Annotated in this window: 26 protein-coding genes and 1 riboswitch; of the genes, 5 read left to right on the plus strand and 21 right to left on the minus strand. The window is 60.4% G+C overall.

Annotated elements, in window-relative coordinates; genetic code table 11:
- The first annotated feature begins 9 nt into the window (after positions 1-9).
- Entirely contained in the window at positions 10-1,089 is a 1,080-nt protein-coding gene (gene cobD / locus CDA56_RS24880) for a threonine-phosphate decarboxylase CobD (protein WP_102803916.1), read from the plus strand.
- Between the two features lie 604 nt (positions 1,090-1,693).
- On the opposite strand, the gene CDA56_RS24885 is transcribed toward cobD, so the two are convergent.
- From CDA56_RS24885 to pduA, 21 genes are all read right to left on the minus strand, one after another.
- Positions 1,694-2,560 carry a GHMP family kinase ATP-binding protein gene (locus CDA56_RS24885; protein WP_102804027.1) on the minus strand — a complete coding sequence of 289 codons (867 nt, stop codon included), beginning with the start codon at positions 2,558-2,560 and terminating at the stop codon, positions 1,694-1,696.
- Between the two features lie 281 nt (positions 2,561-2,841).
- Complete coding sequence (locus CDA56_RS24890) at positions 2,842-4,056, minus strand: acetate/propionate family kinase (RefSeq protein WP_102804028.1); 1,215 nt, start codon at positions 4,054-4,056, stop codon at positions 2,842-2,844.
- Positions 4,041-4,493, minus strand: coding sequence for a propanediol utilization protein PduV (gene pduV, locus CDA56_RS24895; RefSeq protein WP_014226647.1), 453 nt, complete (start codon positions 4,491-4,493; stop codon positions 4,041-4,043). Before pduV ends, CDA56_RS24890 begins: the two co-directional genes overlap by 16 nt.
- Positions 4,494-4,497: 4 nt before the next feature.
- Complete coding sequence (pduU, locus tag CDA56_RS24900; protein WP_000441103.1) at positions 4,498-4,848, minus strand: propanediol utilization microcompartment protein PduU; 351 nt, start codon at positions 4,846-4,848, stop codon at positions 4,498-4,500.
- Entirely contained in the window at positions 4,848-5,402 is a 555-nt protein-coding gene (gene pduT / locus CDA56_RS24905; protein ID WP_004124543.1) for a propanediol utilization microcompartment protein PduT, read from the minus strand. Before pduT ends, pduU begins: the two co-directional genes overlap by 1 nt.
- 2 nt (positions 5,403-5,404) lie before the next feature.
- Positions 5,405-6,760 carry a cobalamin reductase PduS gene (gene pduS / locus CDA56_RS24910; protein WP_014226646.1) on the minus strand — a complete coding sequence of 452 codons (1,356 nt, stop codon included), beginning with the start codon at positions 6,758-6,760 and terminating at the stop codon, positions 5,405-5,407.
- The gene (gene pduQ, locus CDA56_RS24915) at positions 6,757-7,869 is read right to left on the minus strand and encodes a 1-propanol dehydrogenase PduQ (RefSeq protein WP_102804029.1); all 1,113 of its coding nucleotides are present in this window, start codon (positions 7,867-7,869) and stop codon (positions 6,757-6,759) included. Before pduQ ends, pduS begins: the two co-directional genes overlap by 4 nt.
- 11 nt (positions 7,870-7,880) lie before the next feature.
- A complete protein-coding gene (gene pduP / locus CDA56_RS24920; protein ID WP_102804030.1) occupies positions 7,881-9,272 on the minus strand; it encodes a CoA-acylating propionaldehyde dehydrogenase PduP in 1,392 nt (463 codons plus the stop codon).
- On the minus strand, positions 9,269-10,279 hold the full coding sequence (pduO, locus tag CDA56_RS24925; protein ID WP_032694691.1) for a two-domain cob(I)yrinic acid a,c-diamide adenosyltransferase PduO: 1,011 nt from the start codon (positions 10,277-10,279) through the stop codon (positions 9,269-9,271). The genes pduP and pduO overlap by 4 nt, the downstream gene beginning before the upstream one ends.
- Positions 10,280-10,288: 9 nt before the next feature.
- Positions 10,289-10,564, minus strand: a complete 276-nt coding sequence (gene pduN / locus CDA56_RS24930; RefSeq protein WP_004133641.1) for a propanediol utilization microcompartment protein PduN — start codon at positions 10,562-10,564, stop codon at positions 10,289-10,291.
- Between the two features lie 3 nt (positions 10,565-10,567).
- Complete coding sequence (gene pduM / locus CDA56_RS24935; RefSeq protein WP_032694690.1) at positions 10,568-11,059, minus strand: microcompartment protein PduM; 492 nt, start codon at positions 11,057-11,059, stop codon at positions 10,568-10,570.
- Complete coding sequence (locus tag CDA56_RS24940) at positions 11,056-11,688, minus strand: phosphate propanoyltransferase (protein ID WP_032694689.1); 633 nt, start codon at positions 11,686-11,688, stop codon at positions 11,056-11,058. The genes pduM and CDA56_RS24940 overlap by 4 nt, the downstream gene beginning before the upstream one ends.
- The gene (locus CDA56_RS24945; RefSeq protein WP_088167888.1) at positions 11,688-12,170 is read right to left on the minus strand and encodes a BMC domain-containing protein; all 483 of its coding nucleotides are present in this window, start codon (positions 12,168-12,170) and stop codon (positions 11,688-11,690) included. Before CDA56_RS24945 ends, CDA56_RS24940 begins: the two co-directional genes overlap by 1 nt.
- Positions 12,171-12,173: 3 nt before the next feature.
- Positions 12,174-12,449 (minus strand): propanediol utilization microcompartment protein PduJ, encoded by a 276-nt coding sequence (pduJ, locus tag CDA56_RS24950; RefSeq protein WP_004853788.1) that lies wholly within the window; start codon positions 12,447-12,449, stop codon positions 12,174-12,176.
- A complete protein-coding gene (gene pduH, locus CDA56_RS24955; protein WP_014839408.1) occupies positions 12,442-12,819 on the minus strand; it encodes a propanediol dehydratase reactivase beta subunit PduH in 378 nt (125 codons plus the stop codon). The genes pduJ and pduH overlap by 8 nt, the downstream gene beginning before the upstream one ends.
- Entirely contained in the window at positions 12,809-14,641 is a 1,833-nt protein-coding gene (gene pduG, locus CDA56_RS24960; protein ID WP_014226638.1) for a propanediol dehydratase reactivase alpha subunit PduG, read from the minus strand. The genes pduH and pduG overlap by 11 nt, the downstream gene beginning before the upstream one ends.
- A 136-nt stretch (positions 14,642-14,777) precedes the next feature.
- A complete protein-coding gene (gene pduE / locus CDA56_RS24965) occupies positions 14,778-15,299 on the minus strand; it encodes a propanediol dehydratase small subunit PduE (protein ID WP_103813894.1) in 522 nt (173 codons plus the stop codon).
- A gap of 14 nt (positions 15,300-15,313) precedes the next feature.
- Complete coding sequence (gene pduD, locus CDA56_RS24970; RefSeq protein WP_004853784.1) at positions 15,314-15,988, minus strand: propanediol dehydratase medium subunit PduD; 675 nt, start codon at positions 15,986-15,988, stop codon at positions 15,314-15,316.
- Positions 15,989-15,998: 10 nt separating this feature from the next.
- Positions 15,999-17,663, minus strand: coding sequence for a propanediol dehydratase large subunit PduC (gene pduC, locus CDA56_RS24975; RefSeq protein ID WP_004105132.1), 1,665 nt, complete (start codon positions 17,661-17,663; stop codon positions 15,999-16,001).
- 18 nt (positions 17,664-17,681) lie between these two features.
- Entirely contained in the window at positions 17,682-18,494 is an 813-nt protein-coding gene (gene pduB, locus CDA56_RS24980) for a propanediol utilization microcompartment protein PduB (protein WP_004205485.1), read from the minus strand.
- A complete protein-coding gene (gene pduA / locus CDA56_RS24985) occupies positions 18,491-18,775 on the minus strand; it encodes a propanediol utilization microcompartment protein PduA (protein ID WP_001183618.1) in 285 nt (94 codons plus the stop codon). Before pduA ends, pduB begins: the two co-directional genes overlap by 4 nt.
- Positions 18,776-19,298: 523 nt before the next feature.
- Here pduA and pduF point away from each other — a divergent pair.
- The 4 genes from pduF to cbiB all read left to right on the plus strand — a co-directional run bounded on the left by pduF (position 19,299) and on the right by cbiB (position 24,214).
- The gene (pduF, locus tag CDA56_RS24990; protein ID WP_004105118.1) at positions 19,299-20,099 is read left to right on the plus strand and encodes a propanediol diffusion facilitator PduF; all 801 of its coding nucleotides are present in this window, start codon (positions 19,299-19,301) and stop codon (positions 20,097-20,099) included.
- A 188-nt stretch (positions 20,100-20,287) separates the two neighbouring features.
- Positions 20,288-21,199, plus strand: coding sequence for a transcriptional regulator PocR (gene pocR / locus CDA56_RS24995; protein ID WP_014226637.1), 912 nt, complete (start codon positions 20,288-20,290; stop codon positions 21,197-21,199).
- Positions 21,200-21,499: 300 nt separating this feature from the next.
- Positions 21,500-21,790: riboswitch (cobalamin riboswitch) on the plus strand.
- An 88-nt stretch (positions 21,791-21,878) separates the two neighbouring features.
- The gene (locus tag CDA56_RS25000) at positions 21,879-23,258 is read left to right on the plus strand and encodes a cobyrinic acid a,c-diamide synthase CobB (RefSeq protein WP_103813892.1); all 1,380 of its coding nucleotides are present in this window, start codon (positions 21,879-21,881) and stop codon (positions 23,256-23,258) included.
- Positions 23,255-24,214, plus strand: a complete 960-nt coding sequence (cbiB, locus tag CDA56_RS25005; protein WP_064358538.1) for an adenosylcobinamide-phosphate synthase CbiB — start codon at positions 23,255-23,257, stop codon at positions 24,212-24,214. The genes CDA56_RS25000 and cbiB overlap by 4 nt, the downstream gene beginning before the upstream one ends.
- Positions 24,215-24,220 lie beyond the last annotated feature (6 nt).

The raw sequence follows: 24,220 nt of genomic DNA on the forward strand, positions 1-24,220 counted from the left end.
GAAAGTGAAATGGCTCTATTAAAGAGCGCGCACGGCGGCAATATTCGCGAGGCCGCCGCGCTGTTGGGCATCTCTGCGGCGCAGCTGCTGGATTTTAGCGCCAATATTAATCCGCTGGGGATGCCGGAAAGTTTAAAGCGCGCCATCCTCGACAATATGGCCTGCGCCGAACGCTACCCTGACGTTGAGTATCAGCAGCTGCACCTTGCGCTGGCGGAACACCATCAGATCCCCGCCTCGTGGATCCTCGCCGGAAACGGCGAAACCGAAGCGATCTTTACGCTGGTTCAGGGGCTGAAACCGCGCCAGGCGATGATCGTCACCCCGGGCTTTGCCGAATACCGCCGGGCGCTGCAGTCGGTGGACTGCGCGGTGCGGGAATTTCTGCTGCGCGAGGCGGATGGCTGGCAGCTCACCGGGGCGATTCTTGACGCCCTGACGCCGGATCTGGACTGCTTATTTCTCTGCACGCCGAACAATCCTACCGGCCTGCTGCCCGAGCGCCGTCTGCTGGAGATGATTGCTGAACGCTGTCGGTCGCTGGGCATTGCCCTGATTCTCGATGAAGCGTTTATCGATTTTATCCCCGACGAGCCGGGATTTATTCCGCTGCTGGGCCACAACCCGCACGTGTGGGTACTGCGTTCGCTGACCAAGTTTTATGCTATTCCCGGCCTGCGTCTGGGGTATCTGGCCAATGGCGATGCGCGGGCGGTGGCGAGAATGCGCGAGCGCCAGATGCCGTGGTCGATAAACGCGTTTGCCGCCCTGGCGGGGGAAATCATTCTCCAGGATAGCGCCTACCAGCAGCAAACCTGGCAGTGGCTGGCGGAGGAGGGGCAGCGCTTTTACCATCAGCTGCGCCATATTCCCGGCCTGACGGTCTATCCCGGGCGGGCAAACTATCTGTTTCTGCGCTGCGACGTGGCGGATCTGGATCTGCAATACGCGATGCTGCAACAGCACATCCTGATCCGCAGCTGCGCCAACTACCCGGGGCTCGACGGGCGCTACTTCCGCATCGCGATCCGCAGTCAGCAGGAAAATACCCGGCTGCTGACGGCCTTCAGGCGGGTATTTAACGAGTAGATGTCTGCCGCCATTGTTCGTCTGCGGTTCTTCCCGGTGGCGCTGCGCTGACCGGGCTACGGGTTTACAGCCGTCTGCGGACCGGTAGCCCGCCTCCGGGGAAGGTGCACAGCATGAGGTTTTGTTGCGGTCTTCTTCCCGGCTCGCGCTGCGCTTAGCCGGGCTACGGGCTCATAGCCGTCTGCGGACCGGTAGCCCGCCTCAGGGGAAGGTGCACAGCATGAGGTTTTGTTGCGGTCTTCTTCCCGGCTCGCGCTGCGCTTAGCCCGGGCTACGGGTTCATAGCCGTCTGCGGGTCGGTAGCCCGGGTAAGGCGCGCAGCGCCGCAACCCGGGGAATGTGCCGGGATGAATGCATCGGTGCGGTCTTCTCCCCGGCTCGCGCTGCGCTTAGCCGGGCTACGGATTCATAGCCGTCTGCGGGTCGGTAGCCCGGACAGGCGCGCAGCGCCGCCTCCGGGGAAGGTGCACAGCATGAGGTTTTGTTGCGGTCTTCTCCCCGGCTCGCGCTGCGCTTAGCCGGGCTACGGATTCATAGCCGTCTGCGGACCGGTAGCCCGGGTAAGGCGCGCAGCGCCGCAACCCGGGGCATGGCTGCGCAAGCGTTAGCGCAGCTCGACGCCGCCCTGCACCATGCGCAGCAGGTGCTGCCGGGGCCAGAGCTCGCTAAGCCGCGTCTCTCCCAGCCGTCGCTGCAAATACTCAATATCGTGACGCTGGCGGTCGAGCATCAGGCCGACCACGCTGCCGCTGTGCGCCACGTTAATACCGTATAAATCGCACTCTTCCACCAGCCCCCGCAGCGTATCAAACCCCGGCTTAGGCAGCAGATGCTGGCTGGCGACGGCGCTGAGCGTCGCGGCCTCTCCCATCCGCCGCGGATTATCCGTCTCGCAGGCTAGCTGAACTTTCTCCCAGGCTAGTTGCAGAGACGCGGAGTGGGCGTGCAGCTTTTCAAGCCGGGGAAGGCGGTGGTAATCGGTGGTCAGCAGCGTGGCGGGGCTTTCCAGCACCAGCAGATCGAGCTGCGGCTGGCTGCCGCAGGCAATCTGCGTGGCGGCGGTGTTGTGGTCGAACAGGGTCAGCTGGCGGAACAGGGTGCTGTCGGTGGGCTCCAGGGAGACGCAGAGCCGGGCGAGGGTGGTTTCATCCAGCGGATGGCCGAGATGATGCGCGGTGGCCACCGCCGTCGCGGCGATATCCGCGGTGCTGCTGGCCATCCCCTTGGCGACCGGAATCGTGGAGCAAATATCGATCCGAATCTCTTTGCCGAGCTCCGCCGGATAGCGCCAGTAGCTCAGCAGCCGGTCGACCATCGCCCGCGACAGCGGGCGTTCATCCGCCCGAGGCGAACCGTAGTCCACCTCGACGGTGCTGTACCAGTCAACGGGGCAGGAGACCAGCTTCTCGCTGCCGAGGATCCAGCCCTGGATGAGTTCACCGCAGGAGGCGGGGCATTGTGCTACGGCCACGTATTCACCTTTTTACCCGTTATACTTCAAGCTACAGGGGCGTTGTCTGCTCTCATTCACCCCAGTCACTTACTTATGTAAGCTCCTGGGGACTCACTCGTTTGCCGCGTTACTCGGCCTGCGGCCTCGCCCCTACGGGGCCAGCGCAAGCGCTGTTCAAAGCACAAGTGCTTTGTCCTGTAACTTGAATTATTTAGGGTAAAGTTTCAGAATTTTAAGCGCATAGTGTCATGCCGATCCCGCTATTACCATGATTCACCGCAACTTGCCGGGCGGCGAGCTCAGGCTGAAACGGTTAACGTCTGCGCTTCGGGAAGCGCCAGGCGCATCACATCGCGGGCAATCATCAGCTCTTCATTGGTATTGATGACCGCCACTTTAACCATCGCATTCTCGGCCTGTATAAAGGTGGCGTTGTGCTGGTTTTTCTCTTCATCGACCGACAGCCCGAGGAAATTCAGGTTATGGCAGATGGCGCTCCTGGCGCGGGCGGAGTTTTCGCCGATGCCGCCGGTAAAGATCAGCGCGTCCAGGCCGCCCATCTGCATAATATAGCTGCCGATGGTGGCGCGGATGCGCTCGGCAAACAGCGAGAGCGCCAGAGCCGCCCGACGATTGCCGCTGTCCGCCGCCTGCTCGACATCGCGATAATCGTGCGACACGCCGGAAACCCCCAGCAAGCCGGATTCGTTATTCAGCAGCTGATTAAGCTGCTCCGGCGTTTGCCCCTCATGCAGCGCCAGCCACGGTAGAATCGACGGATCGATATCGCCGCTGCGGGTGCCCATCATCACGCCGGACTGCGGCGTAAAGCCCATTGAGGTGTTAACCGAGCGCCCGCCTTTGATTGCGCATACGCTGCTGCCGTTGCCGAGATGGCAGCTCACCACGCGCAGGGCGCTCAGCGGCACGCCCAGCTTTTCCGCCAGCGTCGCGCTGACGTATTTATGGCTGGTGCCGTGGAAGCCGTAGCGGCGAATGCCCAGCTCGCTGTAGTAGCGCCACGGCAGCGGATAGATAAAGGCGCGCTCGTCCAGCGTCTGGTGAAAAGCGGTATCAAATACCGCCACCGACGGCGTTTCGGGCAGCAGCTGGCGGAAAACGTTAATGCCCAGCGCGTTGACCGGATTGTGCAGCGGGGCCAGCTCCGCCAGGCGCTCGATTTCCGCTAAGGTCTCATCGGTGACCGGCGTCGAATCTTTAAAGCGCTCTCCGCCGTGCGCCACGCGGTGGCCGACTCCGTCAATATCCTGCAAACTCTGGATAATCCGGTGGTCGAGGAGCTTTTCCAGCAGCAGGGTGACCGCTTCGCGGTGATCGGCAATCGGCGCCGTCTCCTGCCATTTTTGCGCCGGCGTTTTGAGGGTCACCTGAGCGTTTGCCATGCCGATACGTTCAATCAATCCCTGGCAGAGCATATCGCCCTGAGGCATCTCCAGCAGCTGGAATTTTAACGATGAGCTGCCGGCATTAATGGCCATTATTTTGTAAGACATAGAGGTTCCTTCGAATTCAGAAAATCCAGCACGGCATCAAGACCCAGATTATTCAGCGCGCTGGTGACAAAAATCTGCTGCGCCCCAGCCTGCCTGAGCCACTCCTCGATGAGCGATAACCGCTGCGGGTCGGCCAGGTCGGCTTTGGTGATCAGGCCAATCGTCGGGCGGTTCATCGGGGCGGTAAAACCCGGAGAAAACGGCGACCACTGGGCGTCGGCGTTCAGCACCAGAGCGATAACGTCGGCCTCGCAGGCGCTGGTCAGCAGAGCGCTATAAAGGCAGCGGTTCTCCAGATATTCGCCCGGCGTGTCGATGGCCATCGGCGACCATTCAATCGCCTGGGTTTTCTTGTAATGGAGCGCTTCGCCGCGCAGGCCCTGGGTCAGCGAGGTTTTGCCGCACTGGCTGGGGCCGATAAACATCAGACGTTTCATCGCGCTACGTCCGGGTTATTGAGCAGGTAGTAAACTGCATCATCTCGCCCAAGGTGCGCGTCACCTGCTTGAGGGCGTACTCGACGGCGGAAACGTCGCCGGTCAGCACCACGGCGCCGGTAAAGCGGTCAAGAAAACCGATCTCCACCGCGCCGGATTTGGTGGCGATATCGCAGGCGATAATCGACGCCTCGCTGGGCGTAATGGTGAGGATGCCGATGGCGGAAACCGCATCCTGCAGGCCGAGCTTCTTAAAGAGATCTTTCCCGGGGTTGGCTATCAGGTGCGCGAGGGTCACCTGTTTCCCGGGAACGTATTCCTGAATCATGCGATCCGTGGTCGGCTGTCTTTCCATTATCCCTCCACCATCTGTCGCCACATGGCTTCATGCGGGCGCGGGATCACCGAACGGTAAACCAGCAGCCCTTTTTCGCCCGCGCTTTCGCTGGCTACCGTGACCGCGTTGTTGACGTCGGAAACGTCGCCCGCCACCACCATGTAGCATTTACCGCCGATGCCGAAGGCCATATGCACCCGCACCAGCGTGACGTTTGAGCCTTTTACCGCCCGATCGGCGGCGCTGATGCAGGCCGCAACGCTCCAGGTTTCAACGATGCCGACCGCCTGGCGCTTGTCCACGCTGTTCAGGCCGCTGATGGCCGGAAGGACGCTGGGGTGAATATTCGCCAGCACCAGGCTGTCGACGAGCATTTCGCCGGCCTGCGAGGCACCGGTTTCAATAGCCTGCTGGATAGCGCCGATATCCCCGCCGAGCATCAGTAAAAACTTACCCGGGCAGATAGTCTTGCTGACCAGCAGATTGACGTTGGCGCTTTTCAGCATCGCATCGCCGAGTTCCATTCCTTTGGCAATGCTGGTGAGTTCTAAAATTCCTATAGCCTGAGACATGGTTAACCTCTTACCACCGTGATGGCCTGTTCGCTGATGGCCGCAACCACGCCGTCGATGCTGGCGTGAATCGGCGCGCCTAATGCGCCTGCCGGGATATCGGCAACGCATTGCCCGCGCGTAACGCGCTCTCCCACCGCAACGTTCGCTACCGCGCTGGCGCCGATATGCTGGCGCAGCGGCAACGTCACGGTTTCTACTGCCGGTTCGTCCTCCACCAGCGGCGCCTCCTGATACCAGGGGCTCAGCCCCAGTTTGGCGATCAGCCGCTTCACCGGCACGAGGCGATATTTCGCCATTTCGTCGGCCGGATAGAGCGGCCCTTCATAGCGCTGGTTTTGCGCCCGCAGCTCGCGTTTCAGCATGCGGTTGATGCGCATCGGCGAGATCCCCACCGGGCAGGCCACGCTTTCGCAGACGTTGCACTCCGAGCAGGTGAGGGCGCTCAGCAGCAGCTGGGGCGTGGCGGCCTGATGAAAGTTCACCGCCCGCACCAGCAGGTGCGGGGAGAGTTCGTGGCCAATCAGATGCCGTGGGCAGAGATCGGTACACAGTCGGCACTGCTCGCAGACGGTACGGGCCACGGAAAGCACCGTGCGCTCATCCTGCATCCTCCGCTGGATAAGCGGATGGCTTTTCGGCAGCACCAGCAGGCCGCCGGTGGTTTTGGTCACCGGGCTATCGAGAGAGGTAATCAGGCCGCCCATCATCGGGCCACCGTTAATAAAACCGGGGTCGTCGACCGTCGCGCCGCCCGCCAGCGCCAGCACTTCGCGCAGCGACATGCCGATGGGGACGGTGACGGTCAGCGGCCGGGCGACCGCGCCGTTAACGGTCAGCGTACGGCGGGTCACCGGAAACTGCTGCTCAACCGCGCGGGCAATATTGAGCACCGTTTGCACGTTATTCACCACGACCCCGACGCTGGCCGGCAGCGCGGCGGGCGCGACCCGGCGACCGGTAGCCAGCCAGATAGTCAGCACCTCATCGCCTGCGGGATAGACATCCGGCAGAATATGCAGGCGAATATCGGCAGGCAGCAGCGGGGTGAGCGCATCGATAGCCCGGCGGTACTTCTCTTTCAGGGCAATCACCCCTTCGCGCGCGCCGGTTGCCGTCATCGCGTACTGCACGCCGCGGACAAGACGCGCAGCCTGCTGCCACATCAGCTGCTGGTCGACCTTGAGCATCGGTTCGCACTCGGCGGCGTTCACCAGAAAAATCTCTACCTGCGCCTGCAGCTTCACGTGGGCGGGAAACCCCGCGCCCCCCGCGCCGACCACGCCCGCCGCGCGCACGCGCTCGCGGATCTCCTCGGCGCTCCAGGCCATTTCAGCAGCGTTGACGGCGGTACTCATAGCAGATCCTCCAGCAGTTCCTGAATCTCCCCGGCGCTGGCCGGGCGAGGATTGGTGCGTAGCGTCACGTCAGCCAGCGCGGCCTGCACCATTGCCGGAATACGCGCTGAATACTCGGAACGTCCCTCTTTCAGCGCGACCGCCAGTGACGGCAGCGCGCAGCGCTGCTTGAGCCGTTCGATTTGCTGGATCAGCGCATTGATCGCCGTCATATCGCTGGCGTCTGCCGGACAAAAGCCGCAGGCTTTGGCCAGCCGGGCGTAGCGTTTTGCGGCGCGCGGATGACCGGCGTTAAAGCGGATAACCGCGGTTAACAGCAGCGCGTTGGCCAGCCCGTGCGGCAGATGAAACTGCCCGCCGAGCTGGTGGGCGATGGCGTGGTTAAGCCCCAGCCCCGCCTGGCTGAACGCCATCCCGGCAAGCGTTGAGGCATTGTGCATTTTCCCGCGCGTCGCCACGCAGTCGCCTTTTTCCACCGCCGTGGGCAGATACTGAAACACCAGCCTGACGGCTTTTTCCGCCAGCGCGTCGGTAAAGTCGCTGGCGTGCGGAGAGACCCACGCCTCCAGCGCGTGGGTCAGCACGTCCATGCCGGTGTTGGCCGTAATCTGCGGCGGCACGCTGACCACCAGATCCGGGTCAAGGATCGCCATATCGGGATAGAGCGCATTGTCGAACAGCGGATACTTGATGCCTTTATCCGGGTCGCTAATCACGCAGGCGCTGGTCACTTCCGAACCGGTACCGCTGGTGGTTGGTATCGCCACGCAGGTTTCGATATTGATGCCGCTCTGCTGGCTGAACCAGACGATGGCTTTCGCCGCGTCCATCGCCGATCCGCCGCCGAAGCCGATGACCACCTGCGGCTGCAGGGCCTGCATTTGCGCAATGCCCTGCACCACGGTATGGATAGTGGGGTCCGGGGTTATCTCGCTAAAGACGCTGATGCGGTTATCTGCGGGCAACGCCTGACGCAGGGTTTCCAGCAGCGGCGAGCGCGCAAGAAAGCCATCGCAGATGATCCAGATATGCTTGTGGGTAAAGCGCCTGAGCACCGCCAGGCTACCCTGACCGCTGTACAACCGCGTTTGTAGTGAGAAAGTCTTCATCGCGACCTCGGTTAGCGAATGGAAAAGCCGTTGGTCAGCACGCAGCGACGGGAGCGGGCAAAGGTGCGCGCCGAGGTTGTGCCTTCACCGGTCGGCGTGGCGATAGTAAAGGTGGTAAAGCCTTCGCCGCCGACGCCAATCCCGGCATAAGAGGGGCCGTTCTTAACGAATATCGAGGTTTGCAGAGTGCGGGCTGCGAGGTTCAGGCGCGAGACATTTTGCGAGTGCATAATGGCGGTATGATGCAGCCCCTCTTCAACCTTCAGCGCCAGCGCCAGCGCGCTATCGAAATCGCTGACTTTCACCACCGGCAGCATCGGCATCAGCTGCTCGCTGGTGACCCACGGATCGTCGGCGTTAACCAGCGCTATCAGCAGACGCGGCGCTTTCGCCGGAACGGCGATCCCGGCCGCTTCCAGCATGGCCGATGGGCTTTTGCCGACCAGTTTCTTATTCGCCTGGCCCTCTGGCAGGCAGGCGGCGCGGAGTTTGTCGGTGTCGGCAGGGCTCAGCAGCAGCGCGCCGAAGGTTTGCATTTGCTGCACCAGACGTTCGGCGACGCTCTCCACCACAATCAGGCTCTTCTCGGCAATGCAGGGCAGGTTGTAATCGAACGAGGCGCCGTTGATGATATCTTCCGCCGCTTTGACCAGATCCGCCGTTTCATCGACGATGCAGGGCGGGTTGCCCGCGCCGGCGCCGATCACTTTCTTACCGCTCTTCATGCCCATCGCCACAATGCCGGGGCCGCCGGTGATAGCGAGGACCGCAATGCGCGGATGGGCCATCATCTGCTGGGTGGCTTCAAACGTCGGTTCCGCCACGGTGACCACCAGATTGCGGATGCCGCAGCAGCGGAAGGCAATCTCTTCAATCATGCTAATCAGCTTCAGAGAGACCTTTTTTGCTCCCGGATGCGGGCTGAAATAGACGCTGTTGCCCGCCGCCAGCATGCTGATGCTGTTGTTGATGATGGTCTCCGTCGGGTTGGTGCTCGGCGCGACCGACCCGATAACGCCAAACGGCGAATACTCAAACAGCACCATGCCGCCGTCGCCGGTCAGCGCGGTGGTGGTGAGATCTTCCACGCCCGGCGTGTTGTCCAGCGCAGCCTTGTTTTTCAGGTATTTGTCTTCTTTGTTGCCCATCCCCGTTTCATTGGCGCTCTCTTCCGCCAGCGCGGCCAGGTGCGGCGTCAGCTCCTGACGGATTGCGCTGATGATGGCGCTGCGGGTTTTCAGCGGGCACTGCTGATAACGTAAGAACGCCTGGTGCGCGGCGTCGATAGCCTCGCTGACGGACTGAAAAATCCCTTTGCCCTGCGGCTGGACCGGCGTTTGCCCCGGGGTTAACTGTTCGCTAAGAATGGTGCGAATAAGGGTTTCGAGTTCGGAAGTATTCATTGATGAGTTCCCACGTTAATGGCCGCGATGGCGGCCAGTGCTATGTCCATGTCCTGCTCAACGCTGCCGCCGCTGATGCCAAGACCCCCGATTAATAAGCCGTCGCGCCATAGGGCGTAACCGCCACCAAAGGTGACCACTTTTCCCTGTAAATGCGTTTCGAGGCCATAAAGCGCGGCGCCCGGCTGAACGGCGTCGCTCAGCTCATGGGTCGCCGTTTTCATCGCCACCGCGGTCCAGGCCTTTTTCGGCGCCAGCTCGCTGCTGACCAGCAGAGCGTCCGGCATCCGCCAGGTCACGGTTTCGGTGCCGTGCGCGTCAACGATGCTGATCACCACCGGCACCTTTAGCTGCTGCGCGCGCTCAACGGCGGCGCGGGTGAGCTGGTGCAGATCGTGGAATGAGAGGGCCACGGGCGTCGTCTCCTTGCTGCGGCTCGGCTGGCTGGCGGCCAGATAGCGGCGGCTCACTTCGCGGATGATGTTGTTCTGGTGCGCATCGCTATCTTCCGCGCGCGCCAGGGCGTACAGGCAGTCTGACAAGCGATTGATGTAGCGCATCAGCACCTGGCGCACGGTGACTTCCGCCGCCAGCTCAACCAGCCGGCGTTCGGCCCGGCGGGCCAGCGTGCGGGCAAAATGCAGGCGGCTCGCGGCTTCGCAGCGGCCGGGTAAAATAAAGCTGTGCAGCGGTTCGACGCGGGCCATGGCCCGATCGATAGCGGCTTCCAGAGCGGAAATATCTTCGCTGCTGATGTAGCGCTGTTTCGGCGACGGCCGTTCGCTGTCGCTGGCCAGTTCTGCGCTAAACCAGAAAATTTGCTGCTGGATAGCTTCGAGCAGGGCGCGGTGGTGTTTATCCGCGGCGGCGCAGGCGCACAGGCTCAGCGCGGCGTTCAGCTCATCCAGCGTGCCGTAGGCTTCAACCCGCGGGTGGGTTTTGCTCACCCGCTGGCCGGTAAAGAGTGAGGTGGTGCCAGCGTCGCCCGTTCGGGTATAAATCGCCATAGTCGCTCCTTAACGTGAAAGCGTATCGACAATGCCGACAACGGCGAGGTCGATGGCCTCGTTTGGCCCGGAAAAAACGTGCCTGGCGCTGGAGCCGCCGCTGAGCAGCACCAGCTCGCCAACCCCCGCGCCGACGGAATCCACGGCGACTTCATCGCCGGAGGTCGGCGAGGCGGGGAGCTCGCCATCGGCGCTGACCCGCCGCACCAGCAGCAGCTTTTTGCCGACCAGGGAAGGCGATTTTTGCGTGGAGACAACCGCGCCCGTGACTCGTGCCAGATGCATGATTTACTCCTGCTTAATGAGTTCAATATTCCGCGCCTGCGCCGCGTCGCGCGCCAGCGCGGTCACGAGGCATTTGCGGTGGATAACCAGGCGCCCCTGGCCCAGCGGCGCGACGTCGCGATAGCTCAGCACCGAACCCGCGTGCAGGATCAGCGGCACTCCGCGCTCGTCGGTGAAGTTCACCGGCAGGCGGGCCAGTTTTTTAACCGGGATAACCGGCAGCAGCTGGCGGTGCAGGGTGAGCTGTACGCAGAGGCCAAAAGCCAGCGCGTCGTGAATGTTGCGGGCCGCGGGATCGTCGGTTTCCGCCTCCGTCAGCTGGCCCAGCAGGGGCAGGTCGACGAGCAGAATGCGCAGCGATGCGTGCTGGCAGAACAGGCTCCGGCAGTCGGCATCGCGCAATTGCGCCACGCTCAGCGTCGCCGTGCTATGGGCGCGACGCTGCAGCCGGGAGACAATCACCTCCACGATGCGCTGCAGAACTTCGCCGTTCATCGCGGGCCTACCAGCCGGGCAAAGACCTGCGGGTTATCGGCGCCGGCGGCGTTGGCTTCATCGGTATCGATGTGCATTTCGAGGCGCATATCCGGCGAAACGCGAACCGCCACGTTGTTGAAGATCAGCCCGCGCGCGTCGCCTTCAATGGCCACCGAAACTCTGTCGCCGTGGGCGACCCGCAGGATCAGCGCATCGAGCGGCGACATATGAATATGCCGCTGCGCGACGATAACCCCTGACGCCAGCTCCAGCTCGCCAAAAGGGCTGACCAGGCGGATGCCCGGCGTCCCTTTCAGATCGCCGGACATCCTCAGCGGCGCCGCAACCCCCAGGGTTCGGGCATCGGTACGCGAGATTTCCACCTGGCTTACCGAGCGCAGCGGACCGAGCAGGCGCACATTTTTAAGCTGCCCCTTCGGCCCCACCAGGGTGACGGTTTGCTCCGCAGCGTACTGTCCCGGCTGCAGCAGCGCCTTTTTCTCGCTGATGGGATGGCCGGGGAACAGGCGTTCGTAATCTGGCGCCGACAGGTGGATATGACGATTTGAAACCCCCAGCGGGATGGGCCGTAGCCGCATCTCGTCGAGAACTTTGCTGACCGTTGATTCCAGAAGCTGTTTATCCATTACGCTTCACCTCGCTTGCCGGGATGAATGCAAAGCGAGCGCGGCTCACCCTTCTGGCGTGGACATTTTGGATCGAGGCACAGGTTGCAGCTGACCACGCCGTGTTGCTGGGGAAGCTCTTCTGCTGGCGCTGGCGAAACGACATCAGCCGTCCCTGACGCTTCAGGTTCAGGTTGCATGACGGAGGGCGGGGGAGCCTCCGCGCGCAGGATCCCTTCTCCGGGCCTGGCGATGACTTTGTGGGCCACCAGGCCGTTTCGCTGCCCGGCAAACTGTGCGCCGGTGGTGATGGCCGCCTGCACGGAGGCCACATCACCGGTAATTTTAATCACCGTCCAGCCTGAACCATTGGTCTTTTCGAGGGCGACCAGCGTGATAGAAGCGGATTTCGCCATGATATCGGCGCAGCTGATAGCCAGTGCCAGACCACAAACTTCAAGTAATCCCAGTGATTGCTTCACGCGGTGCTCCTTATTCGCCATCAATCAGGCTGATTTCGGTAAAATGGCCTCAACGTCGCTGTGCGGACGCGGGATCACGTGGCAGGATTTCACTTCGCCCACCGCGCTCGCCGCCGCGCTGCCCGCGTCTACCGCCGCTTTGACCGCGCCGACGTCGCCGCGCACCATCACGGTGACGAGGCCCGAGCCAATTTTTTCGTAGCCGACCAGCTGCACGTTGGCGGATTTCACCATCGCATCGGCGGCCTCAATGGCGCCCACTAACCCTTTTGTTTCAACCAGTCCCAGTGCGTTATTCATCCTGCTGTTCTCCTGTTGCTTCGCTATTCAGATCCCGGAAAGGGATCCCCTTGACCAGCCGTGCCGCGTTATTACCGGTGTTGCGATGGGCCTGACTGTCCTGATGATGCATCAGCGTAAAAAGCGGCGCCGATGCGGGTAAATTCTTGTAGTGCACGACCAGCGTATGGCGGTCGCAGGCGATGCCCACCAGCAGCGGCGAGCTGCGCGCCGCCTGCCAGGCGCTGTCCACGACCTCTCCGGCCGGGTGATGCTGGAGCCGGAAAGGGATACCTTCCTCTTCGATACCCAGCAGCACTTCGCGCCACAGGCCGTCGCAGCCGTCGATGACGGCGATCGCGATGGCCGGAGCGCTGTGATTACCGTTCATGCGCAAACTCCTTATGCCAGGAGAGAATCAGGCCGGTGGCCACCGCGTTTCTGGGACCCTCGCTGCCGCGAATATTTCCCCGCCCGGCAACCAGGCGGTAGTGCGCCAGCGCATCGGTGACCAGCTGCGGGACTTCGAAATCCAGCGACGAACCGCCGACCAGCACCACGAACGGAATATCGCGAATGTTGCCGGTGGGGCTGACCTGACGCAGCGCGCGCAGGGCGTTGGTGACAAAGACCCGCTCTTTGGCGCTGCGGCGAATGGCGCGCACTTTTTCCAGCGCTAAATCGCCGGGCAGCGGCACCAGTTCGTCCGCTTTCACCACGCAGACGCGGGCGAACACGGCGGGCGGCAGCGGCGTGGAGAAGAACTGCACGCTGCCGTCCTCGTGGCGTAAATGGAACAGGCTTTCCACCTTGGCCAGCGGGTACTTCTTGATCTCTTCCGCCAGATAGCGGTCTTCCAGCCCCAGCTCGCGGGCAATAATCATCGTCACCATGTCGCCTGCGCCGGCGAGGTGGGTGGCGATGATGTCGCCTTTGGGGTTGATGATGGAGGCATCGGTGGAGCCCGCGCCGAGGTCGAGGATCGCCAGTGGTCGGGTGGTGCCCGGCGTGGTCAGCGCCCCCAGGATGGCGGCTTCGGCCTCGGCGCCGCCGATCTGCACGTCGATATTGAGCTTCTGCTCGATTTCGCGGGCGATCATTGCCATCTGCAGGCGATCCGATTTCACCATCGAGGCGATGCCCACGGCCTGCTCCAGCGAGAACTCCCCGGCCAGACCGCCGGTAACGCTCACCGGTACCGAGGTATCAACGGCCAGCAGGTCCTGAATAAATATTTCGCTGCTCGGCTTGTTGGTCAGCTCGGCCATGGTCTGGCGCACGTGTTCCAGCATGCCGCCGATATTGGTGCCGGACTCGCCGGTGACGTTATCGAGCCTGCCGCAGCCGTCGACCGCTTTCATGATGGCTTCGGCGCCGGCGGCCACATCCACGCGCACGCTACGGCCCTGGGCCAGCAGCTCAAGATTACCGGCGGGTATCGCGCGCGCTTTGACGTCGCCGGATGGCGTTTTGACCACCACGGCGGAACGGTTGCCAATCAGCGCCCGGGCCATCGGGACGATGTTCTTCGTCTCCTCGGGGCTGAGGTTAAAGACGGTGGCGATGCCGTAAGGGTTAGAGAGGGTTTCGATGACCTTCCCCGGAACGGCGACCTCAATCGCCGCCAGCATCCCCAGCGGAATGCGGTCGATGTACAGCACTTCGTCAACGATCGGCAGCGGTTTTTCCAGCCGGTTGCTGACCAGCACGCCATCGTCGCGCTGTAAAATGACGCCGGTAATCTGATACCCGGCGCGCAGGGAAGCGTTAATCACGCTGGCGATATCGGCAAAATCGAACGCCGACGATACCACCAGGATATAGGGCGCGTCCGCCGGGCGGGTTAGCAGCTCCTGCGGCGTAATGGTGATGCCTGTGCCAAGCCCCGCGCCGCCGGGCGTTTTCGGGTTATGGCCGATCATGGTCGATTCGGTGATGATGGTTTCGGTAATGGTTTCCATCGCCACATCGCCAATCACCGGCGTCGCTTCGTTGATGCGGATGAGCGAAATATCGCTGACGGCGATCCCGGCGCCTCTGGCGACGAGGGCGAGCGCCTCCTGAATCCCGAACACGTTACGCAACGTGCCTTTGATTCCGGTGGTTTCCGCCAGCGCGCTGTGGGTGATCGTCAGCGCGCCAGCCTCATCCAGGGTCGCCAGGGCGACTTCCGTCGATGAGTTGCCGATATCAATGCCAGCTATATATCGCATCACATGCCCCTTTTCTCGTCGTACTTCAAACTGCCTTTTTGTTGGCTGCGTTCTTTCACCCGAATCACTTACTACAGTAAGCTCATCGGGGTTCACTCACTTGCCGCCTCAATGCATCTCGAATTACTTAGAGAAGTTAATCGTCGCCTTTGAGTTTTTTACGCTCGACGTACAGCGTGGCCGCTTCGCGAACGAAAGCGGCGCAAATCTTCGCCTGATAGCGGCTTTCGAGATCGTCGGCGATCGCCAGCAGCTCCTCTTTCGTCGAGCGATAGGGGCGGAGGGCGTTGTAGATTTCAAGAATGCGATCGTCCGGTACCGCGGTCAGCTCGGCGGCGCGCTCGAAGTTCATCGCCAGCCGGTCGCGGCCCGCGTCTTTGGCAATAGAAGCCTGTAAGCGCAGGGTTCCCGGGGTAATACGCATATCCTGGGCGGTGACTTTATTGCTCAGCACGTTTTCCAGCGTAAAGTCGTCCAGCGTTTTATTGGTGGCGGTTTTCACCCATTCCGGGTGCTTGTTCGCCAGCGGGTAGTCGCTGACCCTGGCGCTACGGGACGCGCCGCCAGCCGCCGGAGCCGCCGCAGGCGCCTCGCCCTGCAGGCTGTTCATGCGGCTCAATACGTCGCGTACCATCGATTCAATTGCGTCGGTATTCATGGAGTTATCCTTTATCAAAGCGCCACGCGCAGTTCCTGCGGGTTTTTGCCCGTCACCACGTACTTGGTCTCTTTAATGTGCAAAATGGCCGATTTCGCCTGGTACTTCGGCCGCGCCATCTGGTCATTCAGCGTCGGGACCGGCTGCGGCGATTCGCGTTTCGCATAGCGGGCGGCGTTTTTGCCGATCTGGCGATAGGTTTCCAGGGTCAGCAGCGGCGCCTGCGGGAACAGCTCCAGGTTAGAGAGCGGCGGCAGCCCCTGCTGGTGGATCACCGTGGTGCCTTTCGACTGGATGCCGATAGAGATGCCGGAGCCGCTCAGGCGATTGCCTTCAACGGCGACGAAGGCTACGTCGGAGGATTTAAAGCAGCGAATCACGCGCGCCTTAATGCCTTCTTCTTCAATACCGGCAATGACTTCGCGCAAAATGCTCTTATGCGGGATGCCGACGATATTGACGGTCTGCGCCAGGCCGAAAGCCGGGCCGACGGCGATAATCACTTCGTCCTGCTGGGTGCCCTGACGCGCTTCGCCCACTTCCGTCAGGAAGCCGTCGCCGGCGGGCGGCGTGGCCTGGGGCGCCGCGGAGGCCGCCGGCGCATTAAACGAGACCGGTTTATCGCTGCCCTTCATCTCGCTGAGCACGTCTTCAATTATCTGGCGCAGCAATTTTTCATTAATTTCCATTTCTCACCCCTTAATCAATCTCGTTGGGATCAAGAGCGCCAGGGATGTTTTTAATCTCTTCCCAGCGTTCGCCCTGCAGGCGATAGCCCGTTGCCGGACCGGCATAGTCGTTGACATCGTTGACGGCCGACAGTACCTGCCCGTCGCCGACGATAATCGCGGAGGTATGCAGGTAGTCCCCGGTCAGCTTGGCTTTCTGGATGTTGAGCATGTCCTGGGCCACGTCGGTGAATCCGCCCTGCGCCAGCGCTTTCACCACTTCCAGACCGTTGCGGTTTTTATTGATGATTTCCTGGGCGAACTTGATGTCTTCGACGATGTTGCGCTCCGGCATATCTTTCGAACCGTGGGCGTAGGTCGCGGCTTCAACTTCTTCATCGGTAATCGGCGGTAGCCCCATTCCGGCAAACACGGCCTGCAGCGCGCGGGCGGCTTTGTTACGGATGGCGATGACGTCCTCTTCGCGAACCGGACGCAAACCGCCGTCCACCTTCAGGTCGCGCTGGATGACGTTGTAGTCGTCAAAGTCTTCGGCATCTTCGTTGGAGCCGGCGAACATGTTGTCGTAGTTCGGCACCGCGGAATAACCGGAGGAGATAAAGTCGGTGCCCGGCAGGAACTGCATCAGCAGGCGCGCGGTACGACGCATATCGGAGTGGGTGAAGGTCTGGTCGTTACTGGAGGCGCACTCCAGATCCAGCGACGAACAGATCAGGTTTTCCGCCAGCACCGCGCGAATGCCGGAAGGCACCGCAGACGGCACGCCGATGCAGCTGACGGAACCGTTTTGCAGACCCTGTACGCCCGCGGCTTTGGTGATGTAGATGCAGCGCGCTTCCAGATAAAGCATGGATTTGCCTTCGGCGTAGCCCATCTGCACTTCCGAGCCTGAGCCGGAGGTAAAGCGCATTTTCAGCCCGCGAGAGGCGTAGGACGAGGCGAGGAAGCCCTTCGACCACGGGGTGTCGTCGCCGTCGGTAAAGACCGGCTCGGTGCCGTAGACGGAGATGGTTTCGGCGTAGCAGGTGTGGCCCAGCATGCCGAGCTTCAGCTCGGTGGCTTCTTCCAGCGAGCACTGCGTCAGCACGCCCGGACGGCCTACCTGCGAGCCCACCAGCAGCGCGATGGCGTTGAACGGCGCATAGCGCGCTACCGCAACGGTGGTTTCCTGTTCGTCAAATCCGCGCCATGCCCCTTCGGCGGCGTCGGCGGCAATCTGTACCGGGTTATCTTTGACGTTGGTGACGTGCGCCTGCTGGGACGGGGTGCGGCGGGCGCGCATTTTCTGCATCGCCATCATCATCTCGACGACGTTCATATGCGAAACTACTTCGACAATTTTCGCCGGCGTCATCGCGGTGGTCAGCGGGACGATTTCGCTGCGTTTAACGTTCGGATCGCACAGCATGTTGGCCAGCTTGACCGAATCCATCGCCATCACTTCTTCGGCGCGGTTCAGGTTGATACCGTAGCGGGCGATAAAGTGGTCGATCAGGTCAAAATCGCTTACCGGTTTCCCGTCCAGCTCGGTCACCGCGCCGTTAACGATTTTAATCGACGGTTTCGGATCGTTCGGGCTTTCCATCGCGATAAAGCCTTCTTCGATCCACTCCTTAACGAAGCCGTCCTGATTCACAGGGCGTTTCGCCAGTGCTTCAAATCTTTTCGATCTCATGAATCAGCCTCGTGGGTATCAGATGTAGGACGGGCGATCGTTTTTCGGTTCAGCACCGAGGGTCGCAAGGACGGTTTTGCCGATTTCGCGCGCGGAGGTGACCGCCTGGCGGACCGCGCCGGAGTCGCCGGAAATCACCAGAATGGCTTCGTTACTGAAGCTGGTGCCGTGTGCCGGAGAGCTATAGGCCACGACTTCCACGTTGGCTGACTTCAGGGCGGTATCGGCCATCAGCACGCCCACGGAGGCCGGTGCGCCGACGATGATGCCGCAGGCCCGGCCAATCGGCGCGCCGAAGGCTTTTTCCAGCGCGTAGCTGGCGCGAGCGGTGTACTGCAGCTCGATATGCCCGGCTTCGTTGCCGTAAACATCGCCAAAGGTGCGGTCGAGCTCTTTCAGCGCGACTTCGATACCGCGCTTAACGTCGGAAACGTCGTTACCGCCCAAAATAATCAGCGAACCGTGGCCCGCTCCGCCTTTGGTATCGCGCGGCAGCTCAATGCTGACCACTTCGGTATTGGTGGCTTTCACCGCTTCGTCCGCCGCCATAATGTGCGGGCCTGCGCCGGTGCGGGCGCCGAGAATGCCGATGGAGCGATAGCGCTTTTCAAGCTTCATCGCGTCCAGCAGGGCGGTATCGACGTTGGCGATAACCAGACCCAGGGTGTCGCCAATGGCGGTCCCGACAAATTCCGTTAAACTGCAGCTTTTTTCTGCCATAGCCGTCTCTCGTATTGGATGGTTTTCAGTAGGGATGGCCTGCTGTTCCGGCGTTGCCACGCGGGCAATCACCTGAGCCATGATCTGTTCCACCAGCTCATTGCTGCTCATTGGCTAATTCCCTTCGGTAAGATTTTTTCTACATCGGTGTGGGGGCGTGGGATGACGTGTACGGCTTTCACTTCACCCACATTACGTGCGGCGGCGGCCCCCGCATCGGTGGCCGCTTTTACCGCGCCAACGTCGCCGCGTACGATGACGGTCACCAGTCCGGAGCCAATCTTTTCATAGCCCACTAACATCACATTGGCTGACTTAACCATTGCATCAGCGGCCTCTATGGCTGCGGTTAAGCCTTTGGTTTCTACCATTCCTAGTGCTTCTTGTTGCATAAAGACCTCGCATGGAGTGTTCCGATAGTTGGGACTATAAGAAGATGCGAGGAAAAAGAATGGCTGACTTGAATTTGATGGTGAAAAAATAGTGGGTATTGAATAATATAAAATTGCTAAACGTAAATTTAATTTATTGATTTTAATTGTTATTTTTATTTATTGTTATGTGATTATCTTGTTTTGTATATTCCATATTTACAAATTTGTTCATGACGAATTTAATTTTATCTGCTATGCGAGAAAAACTGATTTGTGATGTTTGTTGGAAAACGATGAGTTGGTTTTAGCAATATTTTTGCATGTCATGGCGATGGCGTAATTGCGAAATCCGCGCGTGAGCAATGCTATTCTGAGTTATTCAATGACAATAATTTGTTATTGATGCCCGAATTTTCCGGGGCCGCCGTCAGCAGGTTGCCAACAATTTGCGGAGCGGAGTTCATATAGTGGGCCCGTTGTACTCTACTGCCAGCAGGAGGTTGGCTGGTCAGGACACGAACTCTGCTAAGAAGGTGTCACCATGAATGATTCGTTAAAAGCGCAATGTACCGCCGAGTTTCTGGGCACCGGGCTGTTTTTGTTTTTCGGCATCGGCTGCCTGAGCGCGTTAAAGGTGGCGGGAGCCAGCCTCGGACTGTGGGAGATATGCATTATCTGGGGTCTGGGGATCTCGCTTGCCGTCTATCTGACGTCGGGAATATCCGGCGGCCATCTCAACCCGGCGGTGACCGTTGCGTTATGGCTATTTGCCTGTTTTCCCGGGCGCAAAGTCTTCCCCTATATTGTCTCCCAGGTCGCGGGCGCCTTCGGCGGCGCGGTGCTGGCCTATGTGCTGTACAGCACTATGTTTACCGAGTTTGAATCCGCCCACCATATCGCTCGCGGCAGCGTTGAGAGCCTGCAGCTGGCGAGTATTTTCAGCACCTACCCGGCGGCCTCGCTGAGCATCTGGCACGCGGCGCTGGTCGAAGTTGTGATCACCTCCATGCTGATGGGGATGATTATGGCGCTGACCGACGACGGCAACGGCGTGCCGAAAGGGCCGCTGGCCCCGCTGCTGATCGGCCTGCTGGTGGCGGTGATTGGCGCGTCAACCGGGCCGCTGACCGGCTTTGCGATGAATCCGGCGCGTGATTTTGGGCCGAAGCTGTTTACGTGGATGGCGGGCTGGGGCGATATCGCGATGACCGGCGGAAGGGATATTCCGTACTTTATTGTGCCGATTATTGCGCCGCTGATCGGCGCCTGCCTCGGCGCGGCCATCTATCGTTATCTGATAGGAAATAACTTACCGTGTAATACCTGTAAATTAGAGGATTAATGCATCCGCTGAAATAGCGAAAAATTTTCATGAACCGGTATCACGAACTGGCCAAAAACGTCTCCCACGGATGGGAGACTTTTGCTATCGTAATATTCTTTTATCGTTGGCGTTAAATGATGATGAAAGGAAGTGAATATTAAAGAAATGTTTTATTTATAACAAAAAATTAACTGAGAGGTTTTATCATGATTTCTGCGAGCACACTGAACTCAGAACTCATTAATAAAATCGCACAGGATTTTGCGCAGGCCACCAGTCTGGCGGTTGTGGTTGTCAATATTCACGGTGATGAAATATCTGAACTGTTTAACTTCACTCCTTTCTGCCAGCTGATGCGCCAGCACCCTCAGCACAGCACCCGCTGCCGGATGAGCGACCGCTGCGGCGGCCTCGAGGCGTCAAAAACCGATCAGCTCTGTATCTACCGCTGCCACGCCGGGTTAACCGATTTTTCCATTCCTCTGGTTATCGCCGGGCACCTTGTGGGCTTCGTGCTATGCGGGCAGGTGCGCTTAAGCAACGATGTAGAACTGGTGGATATCCTCAACGTGGACGACGGCTGGCAGGCGGACCCCGAGCTGCTCAACGCGTTCCGCGACGTGCCGGAGATGGACTACTCCAGAGTGATTGCCTCCGCGGATTTACTGAAGCTGATCGTCGAGAACTGCCTGAAAAAGCAGCTCAACTTTGTGGTGATTAAAGATAATCCCCAGCAGCCGGAACCCGCGCGCGCCAGCCGGGTCGCCAGCCCTCACGACAGCAAAATGAAGAAAGCGCTGCGCTACATTGACGCCCATTTATCCGATGAGCTTCGCCTGGAAGACGTCGCCGCCCACGTTTATCTCAGCCCCTATTACTTCAGTAAGCTATTTAAAAAATATCAGGGTATCGGTTTTAACGCGTGGGTGAACCATCAGCGGATGGTGAGCGCCAAAGAGCTGCTTTGCCACAGCGACTGGAGCATCGCCAGCATTGCGCGGAATTTAGGATTTTCGCAAACCAGCTATTTTTGCAAAGTTTTTCGCCAGGCTTATCAGGTCACTCCGCAGGCCTATCGCCAGCAAATTAACGCCAGATCACAAACTGAGTCATTTTAAATGACAATATTTTGTTATTGCCGATTTTTGATATGCCCTTGTATCTGGCTCATTCTAAAATGAAAATATCTCATTCAGAGCAATAAATTGTCATAGCGCAACAAAATAATAATGAGAGAACGATAAGCTGCACCAGTTTTTATTTATTTGATGGGATAGAGTGATATCTGAAATGGCTTTCAGCGCGCCATCGGCGTAATGAAACGGCCTTGGTAATTAAAAATTAAACACGACGGGAGCCATCCAGCTTCCGTAAGATATTCCGGAAATCATGCGAGCCGGGCAGTCCCGCTCGAATCATGACGGACTAAACCGACAGGCGCCAGGGAAGGGGGTGTGAATCCCCCGCAGCCCCCGCTGCTGTGATGCTGACGAACCCATATATACGCTAAATAATTCGCGTTGTAGGAAGGCGGCAAGCGAGTGAATCCCCAGGAGCTTACACAGGTAAGTGACTGGGGTGAACAAGTAAAGCCAACGCACATACAACGTGAAGTATGACGGGTATGACCACTGATCTGCTTAGCGGATTGGGAAGGATGGGAGAGGACGACGCTAAGCCAGAAGACCTGCCTGTCGGTAATAATCAACAACTTCGGTGGGAAGTGGGTTGCTCAGATGCGTACAGTCGAAAGACTGGGAATGCACGCAGCCCTACCACCCGGCACAGGATCGGGGTATGGCAGCCAGGCAGCACGCATTTATTCTCGCAGGTACCGGCAGCGGTTGTGGTAAAACCACCGTTACGCTTGGTCTGCTCAGCCTGTTGAAGCAGCGCGGTATGCGGGTTCAGCCCTGCAAAGTCGGCCCGGACTACCTCGATACCGGCTGGCACACCGCCGTCAGCGGCGTCGCTTCCCGCAACCTCGACAGCTTTATGCTCCCGGAACCGGTGCTCAATGCGCTGTTTTGCGAACGGATGCAGCGGACGGATATCGCGGTCATTGAGGGCGTGATGGGGCTGTATGACGGCTTCGGTACCGACCCTGACTACTGCAGCACCGCCGCGATGGCTAAACAGCTCGGCTGTCCGGTCATTTTGCTGGTAGATGGCAAAGCGGTTTCCACCTCCATCGCCGCCACGGTGATGGGATTTCAACACTTCGACCCCAGCCTGAATATCGCCGGCGTTATCGTCAATCGCGTCAACAGCGAATCCCATTATCAGCTTCTCAAAGGCGCCATTGAACGCTATTGCGGGCTGCCGGTGCTCGGCTACGTACCGCGCGTGGAAGGGGTGGCGTTACCCGAACGCCATCTGGGGCTGGTCACCGCCCGCGAGTCGCTGGTCAATCAGCAGCCGTGGCGCGATTTTGCCCAAACGCTGGCGCAAACGCTGGATATTGAACGGCTCCTGGCTCTTAGCCAGCTCACCGCCCTACCCGCCGGGGAGTGGCCCCCGCTGCCGTCGCCCGACGCCGGCGCGGGCCTGACGCTGGCGCTGGCCGACGACGAAGCCTTCAACTTTTACTACCCGGATAACCTTACGCTGCTTGAACGCTGCGGGGTGAATATCGTGCGCTTCAGTCCGCTGCGCGATAGCGAGCTTCCGCCGTGCCAGATGATTTGGCTCGGCGGCGGCTATCCGGAAATTCATGCCGCCGGGCTGGCGGCCAATACGTCGATGCTGGCGCAGCTGCGGGAGGCGCACCGGCGCGGGGTGGCGATTTACGCCGAGTGCGGCGGTTTGATGTATCTCGGCAGCACCCTTGAAGACGCCAGCGGCGACATCTATCCAATGGCCAATCTGATTCCCGGCCACAGCAAGATGGGCAAACGGCTTACCCGCTTTGGCTACTGCGAGGCGCGGGCGATGCGGCAAACGCTGCTGGCGGCGCCCGGCGAAACCCTACGCGGGCATGAGTTTCACTACTCGGATTTTACCCCTGAGATCCCGGCGGTCCTGGCCTGCCGCAAAGTCCGCGACGGTATGACCCTTCAGCAGTGGTCGGGCGGCTGGCAGGTGGGCAACACGTTCGCCAGCTATCTGCACCTGCACTTTGCGCAGCGTCCCATCATGCTTAACCACTGGCTGGCTGCGGCAAGGAGCGCGCTATGACGCTGCTGGCATGGGGCGTTGCCTGGCTCCTCGATTTTATCATCGGCGATCCGCAGAGCTGGCCGCATCCGGTGCGCTGGATAGGCAACCTGATCGCCGCCGTTCAGCGCGGCGTGCGCCGCTATTGCCGCAGCGATGTCGCCCTGCGCGTCGGCGGCGCCGTGATGTGGCTGGTGGTGGTCGGGCTAACGTGGAGCCTCTGCTGGGGCGTGCTGGCGCTGGCGCGGACGATTCATCCGTGGCTTGGCTGGCTGGTTGAGGTATGGATGATTTTCACCGTGCTGGCCGGACGCTGCCTGGCGCAGTCGGCGCGGGACGTCGAGCGCCCGCTGCGCGCGGGGGATCTGGCGGAGAGCCGTATCAAGCTGTCGTGGATCGTCGGGCGCGACACGTCGCAGCTTGCGCCGCAGCAGATTAATCGCGCGGTGGTGGAAACCGTCGCAGAGAACACCGTCGACGGCATTATCGCGCCGCTCTTCTTTCTGCTGCTGGGCGGCGCGCCGCTGGCGATGGCCTATAAAGCGGTCAACACCCTGGATTCGATGGTCGGCTATAAGCACGAAAAATATCGGGCCATCGGCATGGTCAGCGCCCGCCTCGATGATGTCGCCAACTTTATCCCCGCCCGCCTGAGCTGGCTGCTTATCAGCCTCGCCGCTCTCCTCTGCGGTGAAGCGGGCGGCCGCGCGCTGCGCATCGGCTGGCGCGACCGCTACAACCACAGCAGCCCGAACTGCGGCTGGTCGGAAGCGGCGGTCGCCGGGGCGCTCGGCATCCGGCTTGGCGGCCCTAACGATTACTTTGGACAGCGCGTGGAGAAACCGTGGATCGGCGACGCGACGCGCGATATTTCCGTAGACGATATTTCCCGAACGATTCGACTGATGTGGGTGTCTTCGACCCTGGCGCTGGCGCTGTTTATGGCGGTCCGGTACTGGCTGGTCGGCGCTGCCTGAGGACAA

The sequence above is a fragment of the Klebsiella michiganensis genome, assembly GCF_002925905.1.
Lineage (GTDB): Bacteria > Pseudomonadota > Gammaproteobacteria > Enterobacterales > Enterobacteriaceae > Klebsiella > Klebsiella michiganensis.

Excerpts from the sequence above, each read along its gene's own strand:
- CDA56_RS24890 (WP_102804028.1), bottom strand. The coding sequence starts at position 4,056 with ATGTCTTACAAAATAATGGCCATTAATGCCGGCAGCTCATCGTTAAAA.
- pduM (WP_032694690.1), bottom strand. The coding sequence starts at position 11,059 with ATGAACGGCGAAGTTCTGCAGCGCATCGTGGAGGTGATTGTCTCCCGG.
- pduU (WP_000441103.1), bottom strand. The coding sequence starts at position 4,848 with ATGGAAAGACAGCCGACCACGGATCGCATGATTCAGGAATACGTTCCC.
- pduB (WP_004205485.1), bottom strand. The coding sequence starts at position 18,494 with ATGAGCAGCAATGAGCTGGTGGAACAGATCATGGCTCAGGTGATTGCC.
- CDA56_RS24940 (WP_032694689.1), bottom strand. The coding sequence starts at position 11,688 with ATGGATAAACAGCTTCTGGAATCAACGGTCAGCAAAGTTCTCGACGAG.
- pduQ (WP_102804029.1), bottom strand. The coding sequence starts at position 7,869 with ATGAAGACTTTCTCACTACAAACGCGGTTGTACAGCGGTCAGGGTAGC.
- pduP (WP_102804030.1), bottom strand. The coding sequence starts at position 9,272 with ATGAATACTTCCGAACTCGAAACCCTTATTCGCACCATTCTTAGCGAA.
- pduF (WP_004105118.1), top strand. The coding sequence starts at position 19,299 with ATGAATGATTCGTTAAAAGCGCAATGTACCGCCGAGTTTCTGGGCACC.
- pduH (WP_014839408.1), bottom strand. The coding sequence starts at position 12,819 with ATGAACGGTAATCACAGCGCTCCGGCCATCGCGATCGCCGTCATCGAC.
- CDA56_RS25000 (WP_103813892.1), top strand. The coding sequence starts at position 21,879 with ATGGCAGCCAGGCAGCACGCATTTATTCTCGCAGGTACCGGCAGCGGT.
- CDA56_RS24945 (WP_088167888.1), bottom strand. The coding sequence starts at position 12,170 with ATGGCGAATAAGGAGCACCGCGTGAAGCAATCACTGGGATTACTTGAA.
- cbiB (WP_064358538.1), top strand. The coding sequence starts at position 23,255 with ATGACGCTGCTGGCATGGGGCGTTGCCTGGCTCCTCGATTTTATCATC.
- pocR (WP_014226637.1), top strand. The coding sequence starts at position 20,288 with ATGATTTCTGCGAGCACACTGAACTCAGAACTCATTAATAAAATCGCA.
- pduO (WP_032694691.1), bottom strand. The coding sequence starts at position 10,279 with ATGGCGATTTATACCCGAACGGGCGACGCTGGCACCACCTCACTCTTT.
- pduE (WP_103813894.1), bottom strand. The coding sequence starts at position 15,299 with ATGAATACCGACGCAATTGAATCGATGGTACGCGACGTATTGAGCCGC.
- pduS (WP_014226646.1), bottom strand. The coding sequence starts at position 6,760 with ATGAGTACCGCCGTCAACGCTGCTGAAATGGCCTGGAGCGCCGAGGAG.
- pduC (WP_004105132.1), bottom strand. The coding sequence starts at position 17,663 with ATGAGATCGAAAAGATTTGAAGCACTGGCGAAACGCCCTGTGAATCAG.
- pduJ (WP_004853788.1), bottom strand. The coding sequence starts at position 12,449 with ATGAATAACGCACTGGGACTGGTTGAAACAAAAGGGTTAGTGGGCGCC.
- pduN (WP_004133641.1), bottom strand. The coding sequence starts at position 10,564 with ATGCATCTGGCACGAGTCACGGGCGCGGTTGTCTCCACGCAAAAATCG.
- pduD (WP_004853784.1), bottom strand. The coding sequence starts at position 15,988 with ATGGAAATTAATGAAAAATTGCTGCGCCAGATAATTGAAGACGTGCTC.
- pduT (WP_004124543.1), bottom strand. The coding sequence starts at position 5,402 with ATGTCTCAGGCTATAGGAATTTTAGAACTCACCAGCATTGCCAAAGGA.
- pduA (WP_001183618.1), bottom strand. The coding sequence starts at position 18,775 with ATGCAACAAGAAGCACTAGGAATGGTAGAAACCAAAGGCTTAACCGCA.
- pduG (WP_014226638.1), bottom strand. The coding sequence starts at position 14,641 with ATGCGATATATAGCTGGCATTGATATCGGCAACTCATCGACGGAAGTC.
- pduV (WP_014226647.1), bottom strand. The coding sequence starts at position 4,493 with ATGAAACGTCTGATGTTTATCGGCCCCAGCCAGTGCGGCAAAACCTCG.
- cobD (WP_102803916.1), top strand. The coding sequence starts at position 10 with ATGGCTCTATTAAAGAGCGCGCACGGCGGCAATATTCGCGAGGCCGCC.